Here is a 14,570-nt window from a genome sequence, read left to right as displayed (position 1 = left end):
GACACCGTGATCAAGCCAGACCCCACCGTCGAGATCCCCGCCGACCTCGGCGTCGTGCACTTCGTCGGAATCGGCGGCAGCGGGATGAGCGGCATCGCACGGTTGTTCGTGAGCGCCGGATCGCGCGTGACCGGCTCGGACGTGCGCGAGTCGAAGAACATCGACGCCCTGCGCGAGCTCGGCGTCCCCGTCGCCATCGGCCACGATGCACAGAACGTCGGTGACGCGGACACCCTCGTCGTGACCGGAGCGCTGTGGGCGGACAATCCCGAGTACCTGCTGGCGAAGGAACGGGGTCTGACGATCCTGCACCGGTCGCAGGCTCTCGCGTGGCTGACCTCCGGGACACGGCTCGTCTCCGTCGCGGGGGCCCACGGGAAGACGACGTCGACCGGCATGATCATCACGGCGCTCCTGGAGCTCGGTGCCGATCCCAGCTTCGTCAACGGTGGCGTGATCGAGTCCCTCGGGCTGAGCTCGGCCCGCGGCGCCGGAGAACTGTTCGTCGTCGAGGCGGACGAGTCCGACGGTTCGTTCCTGCTCTACGACACGGCCGTCGCGCTCATCACGAACATCGACCCCGACCACTTGGACCACTACGGCTCGCTCGAAGCGTTCGAGCAGGCGTTCGTGACCTTCGCACAGCAGGCTCGCGAACTTGTCGTCATCTCCTCGGACGACGCCGGCGCGGTCCGGATCACCCCGGCGCTTCGCGCGGCCGCCGACGGCAAGCGCGTGCTGACCTTCGGAGAGGCCCCCGACGCGGACGTCCGACTGCACGACGTCGGCTCCACCGGTCCGGTCTCGTTCCAGCTCAGCTATGAGGGCACCAGCTACGCGGCGACCCTCCGCGTGCCCGGGCGCCACAACGCGATCAACGCCGCCGGCGCCTTCGCCGTCCTCGTCGGTGTCGGGTTCGACCCGGCGGACGCGCTCCGAGGCATCAGCGCCTTCGGCGGAACGCAGCGTCGATTCGAGCTGCACGGGGTCGTCGACGGTGTCAGTGTCTACGACGACTACGCGCACCACCCCACCGAGGTCGCCGCCGCTCTCGCCGCCGCGCGCACGGTGGTCGGCGACGGACGCATCATCGCGGTCCACCAGCCGCACCTGTACAGCCGGACCCGCCTGTTCGCCCAGGAGTTCGCCGACGCCCTCGAACGGTACGCCGACCACACGGTCGTGCTCGAGGTCTACGGCGCGCGCGAGGACCCCGAGCCCGGTGTGACCGGTGCCACGGTGTCGACCCGGTTCTCCGACGCGGACCGCGTCGCGTACATCGACGACTGGCAGCGCGCCGCGGACTACACGGCGACGGTCGTGCGACCCGGTGACTTCGTCATCACGCTCGGATGCGGCGACGTCTATCGCATCGTGCCGCAGCTCCTCGAGGCCATCGCCGGTCGCGAGTCCGTCTGATGGGCGTCCGGTGAAGCGCCCGGACGGCTTCGACCCCGCGGCCGGTCCGCGCCCCGAGCGCCAGGCGCGACCGTCGGCGTCCGCGCCGGTCGACCGCGCCGCCGCGCCTGCTGAGCCCGTCACAGAGCAGGAGACGGACGTCATCGAGCTGGACGCCGCGCGGCTCCGGCCGAAGCGGTCGGGTGCCGGCGCACCGTCCCAGCCGTCGGGCTCGAGGTCCAAGTCGAAGTCGAAGTCGGCGTCAGCCTCATCGACGCCGGCACCATCGTCGAAGGTCGGTGCGAAACCGGCGGCGACGTCCTCCGCCTCGGCGACGGCGACCCTGGAGCGCCCGGACGAACCGGAGGATGAGGCGTTCCTCACCCCGCGTGAGGCCGCCAAGCTGCGACGTCGTCACGAACGCCAGGAGATCCGTCGGTTCACGGCCCGCAAGCGGGGTCGCCACCGTCCCTGGGTGATCGCGGCCGCGATCCTCGCCGTCCTGATCGTCGTCTCGCTCGCCGGAGCCTATTCGCCGCTGCTGGCCGTCCGGTCCATCGAGGTCGTCGGTGCGAGCCGGGTCAACCAGGCCGAGATCACCGAGGCGCTCAGCGACCAGCTGGGTCGCCCACTCGCGCTGGTCGATGCGGGCGCCGTCAAGGCGGTGCTCGTCGGATACCCGCTCATCGCGAGCTACTCCCTCGAATCCCAGCCCCCGAGCACGCTCGTCGTGCGGATCGTCGAACGCGAGCCGGTGGGCGTGCTGCAATCAGGATCGGTGTACACCCTCGTCGACGCCGCCGGGGTCACCATCGAGCGCAGCGACCAACCGATCGCCGGGTATCCCACGCTCATGGTCACCGGCGGCCCGACCTCGAAGGGCTTCGTCGCCGCGGCGGCGGTGATCCGCGCGCTCCCGGCCGATCTCCGCGCCCGCGTGGCGTCCGTCTCGGCGTCGACCGCGGACGACGTCACCCTCACGCTCGTGGACTCGCCCGCCGAAGTCGTGTGGGGGAGTGCGGAGGACTCGGTCCTGAAAGCGCGGATCCTCGCGACCACGATGGCGGCCACCGACCCGTCCCAGGTGAACCAGTACGACGTGTCGTCGCCCTCCGCCGCGATCGTTCGCTGAGGAAGCGCGCCGGGATATTCCCGTCGATGTGCCGACACGCCCGGAAGCGTCCCGACACGGTCGGGGCTGGGCCCTAACGTCGTGCTCAGGACAGAAAATGCATACGCAGCATAACTTTAAACCTTAACTAGAGGTTGAGAGTTCTCACGGAGGCCTGAAGTGACTACAAACCAGAACTACCTCGCCGTCATCAAGGTCGTCGGTATCGGCGGCGGCGGCGTGAACGCGGTCAACCGCATGATCGAGCTCGGCCTCCGAGGCGTGGAATTCATCGCCATCAACACGGACGCGCAGGCGCTGCTGATGAGCGATGCCGACGTCAAGCTCGACGTCGGCCGCGAGATCACCCGCGGCCTCGGCGCCGGCGCCGACCCCGAGGTCGGACGCCGTGCGGCGGAGGATCACGCCGAGGAGATCGAAGAGGCCATCGCCGGCGCCGACATGGTGTTCGTCACCGCCGGTGAGGGTGGCGGTACCGGAACCGGTGGCGCACCCGTCGTGGCACGGATCGCGAAGTCGATCGGTGCGCTGACCATCGGTGTCGTCACGAAGCCCTTCGGCTTCGAGGGTCGTCGCCGTCAGGCCCAGGCCGAGCTCGGCGTCGCCCGCCTGAAGGAGGAGGTCGACACGCTCATCGTCGTGCCGAACGACCGCCTGCTGGAGATCAGCGACCGCGGCATCAGCATGCTCGAGGCCTTCGCGACCGCCGACCAGGTGCTCCTCGCCGGCGTCCAGGGCATCACCGACCTCATCACCACCCCCGGTCTCATCAACCTCGACTTCGCCGACGTCAAGTCGGTCATGCAGGGAGCCGGCTCCGCCCTGATGGGTATCGGCTCCTCGCGTGGCGCGGATCGTGCCATCAAGGCGGCCGAACTCGCCGTCGCCTCACCGCTCCTCGAAGCGAGCATCGAGGGCGCCCACGGTGTCCTGCTGTCCATCCAGGGTGGCTCGAACCTCGGCATCTTCGAGATCAATGACGCCGCCAAGCTCGTCCAGGAGGCCGTGCACCCCGAGGCGAACATCATCTTCGGTGCGGTCGTCGACGACACCCTCGGCGACGAGGTGCGCGTGACGGTCATCGCCGCCGGATTCGACGGCGGTGAGCCCCTCACCAGGACGGCGGCCTCGCCGGCCGACGCGGTCATCTCGGGCGGCGTGATGAGCACCTCGGACGAGGCACCCAGTGCTCCCATCAGCACCTCGGCCAACACGGCCTCCGAGTCGTCCGAGCACCGCTCGGCGCCCGCTGCGGCGCCGGTCGCCTCCGGCGGCGACTGGGGCTCCAGGCAGAACGCGTCCTCGCCCTTCTCCGGCGCGACGCACCGCCAGCCTGAAGCGGTCGTCGAGACCGCCGTCGTCGACCCCTCGTTCGACGACGAGGGCGAGCTGGACATCCCCGACTTCCTGAAGTAGTGGGCGGCGACACGATCACCCCGGCCGGGTCGGGCTCTTCGGAGCCCGATCCGGCTCTGCTCGATCGCCTCGCCGCGATCCGCGGCCGCGTCGCAGACGCCGCCCGTGCGGCCGGTCGCACCCACGAGCCGACGCTCATCGTCGTGACGAAGTTCCACCCGGTCGCACTCGTGCAGCAGCTCGCGGCCGCGGGGGTCACCGACGTGGGGGAGAACCGACACCCGGAGGCCCGCGACAAGGCCGAGGCGGCCGCCGGACTCGGGTTGCGGTGGCACTTCATCGGCCAGTTGCAGACGAACAAGGCCAAGCAGGTGCGCCGATACGTCGACGCCGTGCACTCGGTGGACCGGCCCGAACTCCTGCGCGCGCTGTCATCACCAGACCGCCTCATCGAGGTGTTCCTCCAGGTGAACCTGACCGACGACCCGGGTCGAGGCGGTGTGGTCGGCGACGAGGCGCTGGAAGCGCTCGCCACGGAGACGCTCGAAGCCGAAGGCGTCCTCCTGCGAGGCGTGATGGCCGTCGCGCCGCTCGACGAGCCACCGGCCGCCGCGTTCGCGCGGGTCGTCGCGGCGTCCGCGCGGGTGCGATCCCTCGCTCCGCAGGCCGACGGCCTGTCGATCGGGATGAGCCACGACTACGTCGAGGCGATCGAAGCGGGCGCGACACACCTACGCATCGGCACGGCAATCACCGGGAATCGTCCGGTGTGACGTTAATCTCAAAGGTGCAAGGACCGCAGATCACGGAGGAAACGATGTCGAACCCACTGAAGAAGACCATGGTGTACCTCGGGCTCGCCGACGATGATCTCGAGTACGAGCAGCAGCACGCTGCCCAGGCCGAGCCCACGCAGCAGTCCGAGCCTCGCCGGGCAGAACGTCCCGAGCGCGCAGAGCGTGTCGAGCGCGTCGAGAAGGCCGCTCCCGTGACCCCGCTGCGCAAGCCGGTCCCGGTCCGCCAGCCGGTCGCCCCGAGCTCCGACCTCAACGAGATCCTCACGGTGCACCCCAAGCAGTACCGCGACGCTCAGATCATCGCCGAGAGCTTCCGCGACGGTGTCCCGGTCATCATCAACCTCTCCCAGATGAGCGACGGCGACGCCCGACGCCTCATCGACTTCGCCAGTGGCCTCTCGCAGGGCCTCTACGGGAAGATCGAGCGAGTGACGAGCAAGGTCTTCCTGCTCTCGCCCGAGCACGTCGCCGTTTCCGGCGACAACGGGCAGGGCGCACCGGAAGCGACCGAGGCGACCTTCTTCGCTCAGTCATAATCGAGGGGTGGCTTCTCTCATCTCCGTGATCGGCACGATCCTCTATCTCGCGCTGCTCCTGTACTTCTTCGTCCTCTGGGCGCGGTTCATCCTCGACCTGGCTCGGGTACTCCGACCGCAGTGGCGACCGTCGGGCGTCGGCCTGGTCCTCGCCGAGCTCAGTTTCACGGTCACCGACCCGCCGATCCGGTTCTTCCGCCGTGTCCTGCCGCGCGTCGCGGTCGGTCCCGTCGCGCTCGACTTCGGTTGGACGCTCACGATGCTGTGTTGCATCATCGCGATGACGCTCGTCCAGCTCCTGTAGCCGCCGACGCCGGTGCCCGCGCAGAGTTCACCCCGATTGTGCGGCTACGATAGAACGCCCGTCACCTGACGGGAAGCTCCGACGCTGACAACATGTCTCACCCACTGGGTCAGACTTTGCTAGCGTGGGGGCGTTGTACACAGATTTTCGATTCGACAGTGAAGGTGGTTCGCTATGGCGCTCACTCCCGAAGACGTGGTCCAGAAGCGGTTTCAGCAGACCAAGTTCCGCGAAGGCTACGACCAGGACGAGGTGGACGACTTCCTCGACGAGGTCGTCGTCGAACTGCGTCGCCTCATCCAGGAGAAGGACGAGGTCCAGCAGAAGCTGACCGCGGCCGAGGCCAAGGTCGCCGAGCTGCAGAAGGGCGGCTCCTCCGCTCCCGCCGCGCTCGCCAAGGCTGAGCCCGCTCCCGCACCGGCTCCGGTCGTCGCACCCGCAGCGGCTCCTGCCGCCGAGTCGACCGACAACACGGCCGAGAGCTCCAACAACCTCCTGCAGCTGGCCCGCCGCCTGCACGACGAGCACGTCGCAGAGGGCGCTCAGCGTCGCGACGCACTCATCGCCGAAGGTCACGCGACCGCGGCACGTGTCGTCGCCGAGGCCGAGGCCAAGCAGCGCGCACAGATGCAGATCCTCGAGCAGGAGCGCTCCGTGCTGGAGCACAAGATCGACGAGCTGCGCAACTTCGAGCGCGAGTACCGCTCGCAGCTCCGCGGCTACATCGAGGGTCAGCTGAAGGACCTCGACGCCTCGTCGTCGAGCTCCGCACCCGATGCGAAGTCCGGCGTCACCGCCGACAGCGCAGCGGTCTAGCGCAGACACCCGGTTGTCTCCCGCATCACCGTCGAAGGCCAGCGCCAGGACTCTTGCAGTCCTGGCGCTGGTTGCCGTCGTGGCCTATTCGGCCGATCAGTTCACGAAGTTCCTCGTCACCACCAACCTGACGGTCGGTGAGTCCGTCCCCGTCTTCGGACAGGCGCTGGTCCTGTACTTCGTCAAGAATTCGGGCGCCGCCTTCTCGCTGGGTGCCGGCTACACCTGGATCTTCTCGATCCTCGCCGCGGTGGTCGTCGTCGTCATCGTCTGGTTCGCGCGCCGCATCCGTTCGCGCGCCTGGGCGATCGTCTTCGGCCTGCTCCTCGGAGGCGTGCTCGGCAACCTGACCGACCGCCTCTTCCGAGAGCCGTCCTTCGGCCTCGGCCACGTCGTCGACTTCATTTCGACGCCCTGGATGCTCCCCGCGATCTACAACGTGGCCGACATCTGCATCGTGGTCAGCATGGCGCTGTTCATCCTCCTGACGCTCTTCGGTGTCAACCTCGACGGCACGCGCACGACGCGAGCCAGTGAACGGGCCGCCCAGGACGCGGAGGACCGCGAGGCTGAAGCCGACGCGGCCGTCCTCGATCCTGCGGAGCCTGGCGACGCGAGCCCGGACGCAGGTCGTCCGTGAACGAGTCCCGCAGCCTGTACGTCCCCGACGGACTCGACGGCGAGCGCGTCGACGCCGGACTCGCCAAGCTCCTGGGCTTCTCGCGCAGCTACGCAGCCGAGGTGGCCTTGGCCGGCGGCGTTACCATGAACGGGAAGTCGGTCGACAAGTCCGATCGCCTGCTCGGCGGCGCTTGGCTCGAGATCGAATGGACGCCTCGACGGGAGGCCGTGATCGTCCCGATCGCCGTCCCCGACCTCGGCATCGTCCACGACGACGACGAGATCGTCGTCGTCGACAAGCCTGCGGGCGTCGCGGCGCATCCCTCGGTCGGTTGGGAGGGACCGACGGTGCTCGGCGCCCTCGCGGCGGCGGGCTTCCGCATCTCGACCTCGGGAGCCGCCGAGCGCGCGGGCATCGTCCATCGGCTGGACGCCGGGACGAGCGGCCTCATGGTCGTCGCGAAGACCGAGCGGGCCTACACCTGGCTCAAGCGGGCCTTCCACGACCGCGAGGTCGAGAAGATCTACCGCGCTGTGGTGCAGGGGCATCCCGATCCACTCGCCGGCACCATCGACGGACCGATCGGCCGCCATCCGCGTCACGACTGGCGGTTCGCCGTGACCGCCGACGGCAAGCCCTCGATCACGCACTACGAGACGCTCGAGGCGTTCCCGTACGCCTCGCTGCTCGAGGTGCACCTGGAGACCGGCCGCACCCACCAGATCCGCGTGCACATGGCGGCCCAGCGGCACCCCTGCGTCGGCGACGCGATGTACGGGGCCGACGCGGCGCTGTCGGCGCGGTTGGGACTCACCCGCCAGTGGCTCCACGCCACGAAGCTGGGGTTCGCCCACCCGGCCACGGGCGAGTTCGTTCGGTTCGAGGCTGCCTACCCGGCCGACCTCCAGCACGCGCTGTCCGTGCTCGAGCTCGACTGAGCCGACGCCCGCCCATCCCGTCGGTGTCCCTGACGGCATCGCCGGAGCCGACCGTCGGCGGTGACGGTTAGGCTGGATCACAGACCACCTCGGCGTCCGCGCCGAACCCCACAGCACGATCCCCGGAGGCGCCGTCCGTGCCCACGTCCACCGATTCGTTCGTCCATCTGCACGTCCACAGCGAGTACTCGATGCTCGACGGAGCAGCCCGCGTGAAGCCGCTCATCCAGGCCGCGGTCGAGCAGGGGATGCCCGCCGTCGCCGTGACCGACCACGGCAACATGTTCGGCGCCTTCGACTTCTGGCGCACGGCGACCGATGCCGGTATCAAGCCGATCATCGGCACCGAGGCGTACATCACCCCGGGGACCGCGCGCGGCGACCGGACGAGGATCAAGTGGGGCGACGGCGGGGGAGACGACGTCTCCGGCGCCGGCGCCTACACCCACATGACCTTGCTCTCGGAGACCACCGAGGGGATGCACAACCTCTTCCGGCTCTCGTCGAAGGCGTCGATCGAGGGGTACTACTTCAAGCCACGCATGGACCGCGAGATCCTGAGCCTGTACAGCGCCGGCCTCATCGCGACGACCGGCTGCCCGAGCGGCGAGGTGCAGACGAGACTCCGTCTCGGTCAATACGACGAGGCGGTCAAGGCCGCGGCGGACTTCCGCGACATCTTCGGCGCGGAGAACTACTTCTGCGAGATCATGGACCACGGGCTCGGGATCGAGCGCAGGATCATGGCCGACCTCATCAGGCTGTCCAAAGACCTCGGTCTTCCGCTCCTCGCGACGAACGACCTCCACTACACGCACGCCGCGGACGCCAAAGCCCACGCCGCCCTCCTCTGCGTGCAGTCCGGCTCCACCCTCAACGACCCGAACCGGTTCAAGTTCGACGCGGACGAGTTCTACCTGAAGTCCGCGGACGAGATGCGCCGACTGTTCCGCGAGTACCCCGAGGCGTGCGACAACACCCTCGCGATCGCGGAGCGGTGCGACGTCGCCTTCGACACCTCGGCCAACTACATGCCGCGGTTCCCCGTGCCGGAGGGCGAGAACGAGGAGAGCTGGTTCATCAAGGAGGTCGAGACCGGGCTGAACCTGCGGTACCCGAACGGGATCCCAGCCGACGTCCGGGAACGGGCGAACTACGAGACGCGCGTCATCGTGCAGATGGGTTTCCCCGGGTACTTCCTCGTCGTCGCTGACTTCATCCAGTGGTCGAAGCGCAACGGCATCCGCGTCGGTCCCGGTCGTGGTTCCGGTGCGGGCTCCATGGCCGCGTACGCTATGCAGATCACCGACCTCGACCCGCTCCGCCACGGGCTCATCTTCGAGCGGTTCCTCAACCCCGACCGCGTGTCGATGCCCGACTTCGACGTCGACTTCGACGACCGCCGCCGCGGCGAGGTCATCAAGTACGTCACCGAGAAGTACGGCGACGAGCGCGTCGCGCAGATCGTCACCTACGGCACCATCAAGGCCAAGCAGGCGCTCAAGGACTCGTCGCGCGTCCTCGGCTTCCCGTTCGGCATGGGCGACAAACTGACGAAGGCCATGCCGCCGGCGGTCATGGGCAAGGACATCCCGCTCGAGGGCATCCTCGACACCAAGCACCCGCGGTACAAGGAGGCGGTCGACCTCCGTGGCATCCTCGACACCGACCCGGAAGCGCGGACCGTCTTCGAGACCGCGCTCGGCATCGAGAACCTGAAGCGCCAGTGGGGTGTCCACGCGGCCGGCGTGATCATGTCGAGCGACCCGCTCATCGACATCATCCCGATCATGAAGCGCGAGCAGGACGGCCAGATCGTCACGCAGTTCGACTACCCGGCGTGCGAGTCCCTCGGATTGATCAAGATGGACTTCCTCGGGTTGCGCAACCTGACGATCATCAACGACGCCCTCGACAACATCAAGAGCAACCGCGACATCGAACTCGTCCTCGAAGACCTCGAACTCGACGACCGCGGTGCGTACGAACTCCTGTCCCGAGGCGACACCCTCGGGGTGTTCCAGCTCGACGGCGGACCGATGCGCGCGCTGCTGCGCCTCATGAAACCCGACAACTTCGAGGACATCTCGGCGCTGATCGCGCTGTACCGGCCAGGGCCGATGGGCGCGAACTCGCACACGAACTACGCGCTGCGGAAGAACGGCCTCCAGGAGATCACCCCGATCCACCCGCAGCTCGAGGAGCCGCTCTCCGAGATCCTGTCGACGAGCTACGGCCTCATCATCTACCAGGAGCAGGTGATGGCGATCGCGCAGAAGGTCGCCGGCTTCTCCCTCGGGCAGGCCGACATCCTCCGTCGTGCGATGGGCAAGAAGAAGAAGTCCGAACTGGACAAGCAGTTCGAGGGCTTCTCCGGCGGCATGGTCGCGAACGGCTTCTCGATGGAGGCCGTCAACAAGCTGTGGGAGATCCTCCTCCCGTTCTCGGACTACGCGTTCAACAAAGCGCACTCCGCCGCCTACGGGGTCATCTCCTACTGGACGGCGTACCTTAAGGCGCACTACCCGGCCGAGTACATGGCCGGTCTGCTGACGAGTGTCGGCGACTCCAAGGACAAGATGGCGCTCTACCTCAACGAGTGCCGCCGCATGGGGATCCAGGTCCTGCCGCCCGACGTCAACGAGTCCATCGGGTTCTTCGCCGCAGTCGGGGAGGACATCCGGTTCGGTCTGGGTGCCGTCCGCAACGTCGGTTCGAACGTCGTGGAGCTCATCCGGCAGGCACGCGAGCGCGAGGGCAGGTTCACCTCCTTCCACGACTTCCTCCGCAAGGTGCCGCTGCCGGTGGCGAACAAGCGGACCATCGAGTCGCTCATCAAGGCCGGCGCGTTCGACTCCATGGGCGACAGCAGACGTGCGCTCTACGAGATCCACGAGGACGCCGTCGACTCGGTCGTGAAGGACAAGCGTGCCGAGGCGTCCGGGAGCATCGGCTTCGACTTCGACAGCCTGTTCGCCGAGGTCGGCGAAGTGCCGCTCGCGAGCGTCCCCGCGCGTCCTGACTGGAGCAAGCGCGACAAACTCAACTTCGAACGGGAGATGCTGGGGCTGTACGTCTCGGACCACCCGCTGGCCGGACTCGAGATCGAGTTGGCGAAGCACGCCACGACGACCATCACCGACCTCATGACCTCCGAGGGCATGGACGGCGAGACCGTCGTGATCTCGGGGCTCGTCACGAGTGTCCAGCACCGGATCGCCAAGGCCTCCGGCAACCAGTACGGCATGATCCAGGTCGAGGACTTCGGCGGCGAGATGACCGCCATGTTCATGGGCAAGGCGTACCAGGAGTTCGCATCCGAACTCGTCGGCGACTCGATCGTGGTGGTTCGCGGACGGGTCAGTGTCCGAGACGACGGGATGAACCTCCACGCGTACAGCATCTTCTCGCCCGAACTGCCCGAGGCCGGTGCCGATCGCATGCTCCAGCTGTCGATGGCGGACGCCCGGGCGACGACCGAGACGGTGACCACGCTCAGCGATGTGCTGACGCGGCACGCTGGGTCGACCGAGGTCCGATTGAAGCTCATCCGAGGCGAGATCGCGCGGGTGTTCGAGCTGCCCCATCGCGTCAGTCTCTCGTCCGGACTCTTCGGCGAGCTGAAGTCCCTGCTCGGCCCGAACTGTCTCGGCTGACCCCGCTCGGGCGCGGGCGGCAGCCGGGACGGACCGCTGCGGACGATAGGCTGTGACGGCCATGATCACCACCATTGACCTCAGGGGAGTGCGGCCGAGCCGCACCGAGCTCCTGGACATGCTGCCCCGTCCCGTCGTCGACATCACCGCGGCAGCGCACGCCGCTCAGGCGTTGATCGACGACGTCCGAGCGGACGGTTCCGAGGCGCTCTCAGCGCAGGCAGACCGGTTCGACGGGGGACGCCCTGAGCGGATCCGCGTCCCACAGGCCGAGATCGACGCCGCCGTCACGGCACTCGAGCCGGCCGTGCGCGCCGCGCTCGTGGAGGCCATCGACCGGGTCCGGACCGCCACGAGAGCGCAGGTCCCGCCGGAGCGTACGACCGAACTCGGCGACGGCGCGACCGTCGTGCAGCGCTGGGCCCCGGTCGGTCGCGTCGGCCTCTACGTCCCGGGCGGGAAGGCCGTCTACCCCTCGAGTGTCGTCATGAACGTCGTGCCGGCCCAGGAGGCCGGCGTCGGTTCCGTGGCGCTCGCTTCGCCCCCGCAGCGCGAGTTCGGCGGCCGCGTCCACCCGACGATCCTCGGCGCCGCCGGGCTGCTCGGGGTGACCGAGGTCTACGCCATGGGCGGCGCCGGAGCGATCGGTGCGTTCGCCTACGGAGTACCAGACCTCGCCCTCGACCCGGTCGACGTCGTGACCGGCCCGGGCAACATCTTCGTGGCGGCCGCCAAGCGCCTCGTGAAGGGGCAGGTGGGGATCGACGCCGAAGCCGGGACCACCGAGATCCTGGTCATCGCGGACGCCGGGGCCGATGCCCGGCTCGTCGCAGCCGACCTCGTCAGCCAGGCGGAACACGACGAGGCGGCGGCATCGCTGCTCGTCACCGACAGTGCGGCGCTCGCCACCGCGGTGGAGGAGTGGCTGCAGCGGTACGCCGCAGGCACACGTCATGGAGCGCGCGTCGTCGAGGCCCTGGGCGGGCCGCAGTCGGCGATCGTGCTCGTCGACGACCTCGAGGCGGCCGTGGCGTTCAGCAACGCGTACGGGCCCGAGCACCTCGAGGTGCAGACCCGCGACCCGGAGTCGCTCCTCGGCGCCATCACCAACGCCGGCGCGATCTTCCTCGGCGACCACACCCCGGTGAGCCTCGGAGACTACCTGGCCGGGTCGAACCACGTCCTCCCGACGGGCGGTCAGGCACGATTCTCCTCGGGCCTCGGAGCGTTCACCTTCCTCCGGCCGCAGCAGGTCGTCCGGTACGACGAACCGGCGCTCCGTCAGGTCTCGGCCCACATCGTCGCTCTCTCAGGCTCGGAGGACCTGCCGGCGCACGGCGAGGCGGTGTCGGCCCGCTTCGGGCTCGTCGATGCCGAGATCCGTGCGGCGGACGACACCACCGCCCCCACCGCCCCCGAGGGAGCCCGCTGATGTACTGCCCGTTCTGCCGCCACCCGGATTCCCGTGTGATCGACTCGCGCACCAGCGACGACGGACTCGCCATCCGCCGACGCCGGCAGTGCCCCGAGTGCGGGAGGCGCTTCAGCACCATGGAGACCTCGAGTCTCGGCGTGATCAAACGTTCCGGCGTGGTGGAGCCCTTCAGCCGGGAGAAGGTCGTGAGCGGTGTCCGCAAGGCCTGCCAGGGCCGCCCGGTGACGGACTCCGACCTCGCCGTCCTGGCTCAGCGGGTGGAGGAGTCCATCCGCGCCACCGGCGCGTCGCAGATCGACGCGAACGACATCGGTCTGGCGATCCTCGCGCCGTTGCGTGAGTTGGACGAGGTCGCGTACCTCCGCTTCGCCAGTGTCTACCAGGCCTTCGAATCGCTCGACGACTTCGAGTCCGCGATCGCGCTGCTCCGCGTCGAGCACGCTTCCGGTGCCGCCCCCGTGCCGTCCGAGGAGCTCTGAGCCGTGTACCGCTTCCTCTTCGCCCAGGTGCTGTCCAAGCTCGATCCCGAACGCGCACACCACCTGGCCTTCGACGTCATCCGTTCGCTTCCCGCCACCGGCCTCGGCCCCGTCATCAGACGCTGGACGGCACCGCGACTCGACCAGTCGGTGGAGACGCTGGGGCTGCGGTTCGAGACCCCGTTCGGTGTCGCCGCCGGCTTCGACAAGGACGGCAAGGGCGTCCTCGGCCTCGGACTCCTCGGGTTCGGCCATGTCGAGGTGGGCACGATCACGGCGATTCCGCAGCCGGGCAATCCCAAGCCCCGATTGTTCCGACTCATCGCCGATCGGGCGGTCGTCAACCGCATGGGCTTCAACAACGGGGGAGCCGACCAGGCCAGGCGTCGGCTCGAACGGACCGCGCGGGTGAGCCACCGACCCGTCCTCGGCGTGAACATCGGCAAGAGCCGTGTCGTGGACGTCGCCGACGCCACGGCCGACTACGTCCGGAGCGCGACGCTCCTCTCGCCCGTGGCCGACTACCTCGTCGTCAACGTCAGCTCGCCGAACACCCCGGGGCTCCGCGGCCTCCAGGAGCTCGACCAGCTCGCGCCGCTGCTCGAAGCCGTCCGTGCGGCCGCCGGATCCACGCCGTTGCTCGTCAAGATCGCGCCCGACCTCAGCGATGCGGAGGTCGACCGCATCGCAGAGCTGGTCGTGGAACTCGGCCTGGACGGTGTCATCGCGACGAACACGACCATCTCTCGCGACGGCCTGGCCACCGATCCCGCCGTCGTCGAGGCGGCCGGAGCCGGTGGGCTGTCCGGTGCGCCGCTTGCGGCTCGCTCGCTCGACGTCCTGCGGCGCATCCGGGCCATCGTGCCCCCGGAGTTGTGTGTCATCTCAGTCGGAGGCGTCGACACCGCCGAAGACGTCCGGGAGCGCCTGGCTGCAGGAGCAACCCTCGTGCAGGGCTACACGGCGTTCCTCTACCGCGGGCCGCTCTGGGCGAGACACATCAACCGCGGGCTCGACCGACTGGCTCGAACCGCCCGCTGATCGGCATAAGGCGCCATCGACGACGAACGCCCGCCGGTCTGGGACCGGCGGGCGTTCGTC

13 protein-coding genes are annotated in these 14,570 nt (G+C 68.8%); all 13 read left to right on the top strand.

All coding sequences use genetic code 11. The features are described from left to right. Positions 1–6 precede the first annotated feature (6 nt). Positions 7–1,419, top strand: a complete 1,413-nt coding sequence (murC, locus tag ACLIME_RS05990) for a UDP-N-acetylmuramate--L-alanine ligase (protein WP_411558419.1) — start codon at positions 7–9, stop codon at positions 1,417–1,419. 10 nt (positions 1,420–1,429) lie between these two features. Further along, the gene (locus ACLIME_RS05985; protein ID WP_411558418.1) at positions 1,430–2,530 is read left to right on the top strand and encodes an FtsQ-type POTRA domain-containing protein; all 1,101 of its coding nucleotides are present in this window, start codon (positions 1,430–1,432) and stop codon (positions 2,528–2,530) included. 159 nt (positions 2,531–2,689) lie between these two features. Beyond that, entirely contained in the window at positions 2,690–3,946 is a 1,257-nt protein-coding gene (ftsZ, locus tag ACLIME_RS05980) for a cell division protein FtsZ (protein ID WP_079706013.1), read from the top strand. Further along, on the top strand, positions 3,946–4,659 hold the full coding sequence (locus ACLIME_RS05975; protein ID WP_411558417.1) for a YggS family pyridoxal phosphate-dependent enzyme: 714 nt from the start codon (positions 3,946–3,948) through the stop codon (positions 4,657–4,659). Before ftsZ ends, ACLIME_RS05975 begins: the two co-directional genes overlap by 1 nt. 44 nt (positions 4,660–4,703) lie before the next feature. After that, complete coding sequence (locus ACLIME_RS05970; protein WP_079706012.1) at positions 4,704–5,219, top strand: cell division protein SepF; 516 nt, start codon at positions 4,704–4,706, stop codon at positions 5,217–5,219. Between the two features lie 7 nt (positions 5,220–5,226). Then, positions 5,227–5,523: a YggT family protein gene (locus ACLIME_RS05965; RefSeq protein ID WP_064296991.1), complete on the top strand. Its 297-nt coding sequence runs from the start codon at positions 5,227–5,229 to the stop codon at positions 5,521–5,523. Positions 5,524–5,697: 174 nt separating this feature from the next. Beyond that, positions 5,698–6,339 (top strand): DivIVA domain-containing protein, encoded by a 642-nt coding sequence (locus ACLIME_RS05960; protein WP_079706011.1) that lies wholly within the window; start codon positions 5,698–5,700, stop codon positions 6,337–6,339. Between the two features lie 79 nt (positions 6,340–6,418). Beyond that, positions 6,419–6,979 (top strand): signal peptidase II, encoded by a 561-nt coding sequence (gene lspA / locus ACLIME_RS05955; protein ID WP_241160893.1) that lies wholly within the window; start codon positions 6,419–6,421, stop codon positions 6,977–6,979. Continuing rightward, complete coding sequence (locus tag ACLIME_RS05950; RefSeq protein WP_079706009.1) at positions 6,976–7,899, top strand: RluA family pseudouridine synthase; 924 nt, start codon at positions 6,976–6,978, stop codon at positions 7,897–7,899. Before lspA ends, ACLIME_RS05950 begins: the two co-directional genes overlap by 4 nt. A gap of 191 nt (positions 7,900–8,090) precedes the next feature. After that, positions 8,091–11,555, top strand: coding sequence for a DNA polymerase III subunit alpha (gene dnaE, locus ACLIME_RS05945; RefSeq protein WP_411558779.1), 3,465 nt, complete (start codon positions 8,091–8,093; stop codon positions 11,553–11,555). 61 nt (positions 11,556–11,616) lie between these two features. Beyond that, positions 11,617–12,987, top strand: a complete 1,371-nt coding sequence (gene hisD / locus ACLIME_RS05940) for a histidinol dehydrogenase (RefSeq protein ID WP_411558416.1) — start codon at positions 11,617–11,619, stop codon at positions 12,985–12,987. Next, complete coding sequence (nrdR, locus tag ACLIME_RS05935) at positions 12,987–13,469, top strand: transcriptional regulator NrdR (RefSeq protein ID WP_064296987.1); 483 nt, start codon at positions 12,987–12,989, stop codon at positions 13,467–13,469. The genes hisD and nrdR overlap by 1 nt, the downstream gene beginning before the upstream one ends. A 3-nt stretch (positions 13,470–13,472) precedes the next feature. Beyond that, on the top strand, positions 13,473–14,510 hold the full coding sequence (locus ACLIME_RS05930; RefSeq protein ID WP_411558415.1) for a quinone-dependent dihydroorotate dehydrogenase: 1,038 nt from the start codon (positions 13,473–13,475) through the stop codon (positions 14,508–14,510). The last annotated feature ends 60 nt before the right edge of the window (positions 14,511–14,570 follow it).

Source organism: Plantibacter sp. MPB07 (genome assembly GCF_046619465.1).
Lineage (GTDB): Bacteria > Actinomycetota > Actinomycetes > Actinomycetales > Microbacteriaceae > Plantibacter > Plantibacter auratus.
Note: the sequence above shows the minus strand (reverse complement) of the source record. Positions and strands in the feature narration are given on the sequence as shown.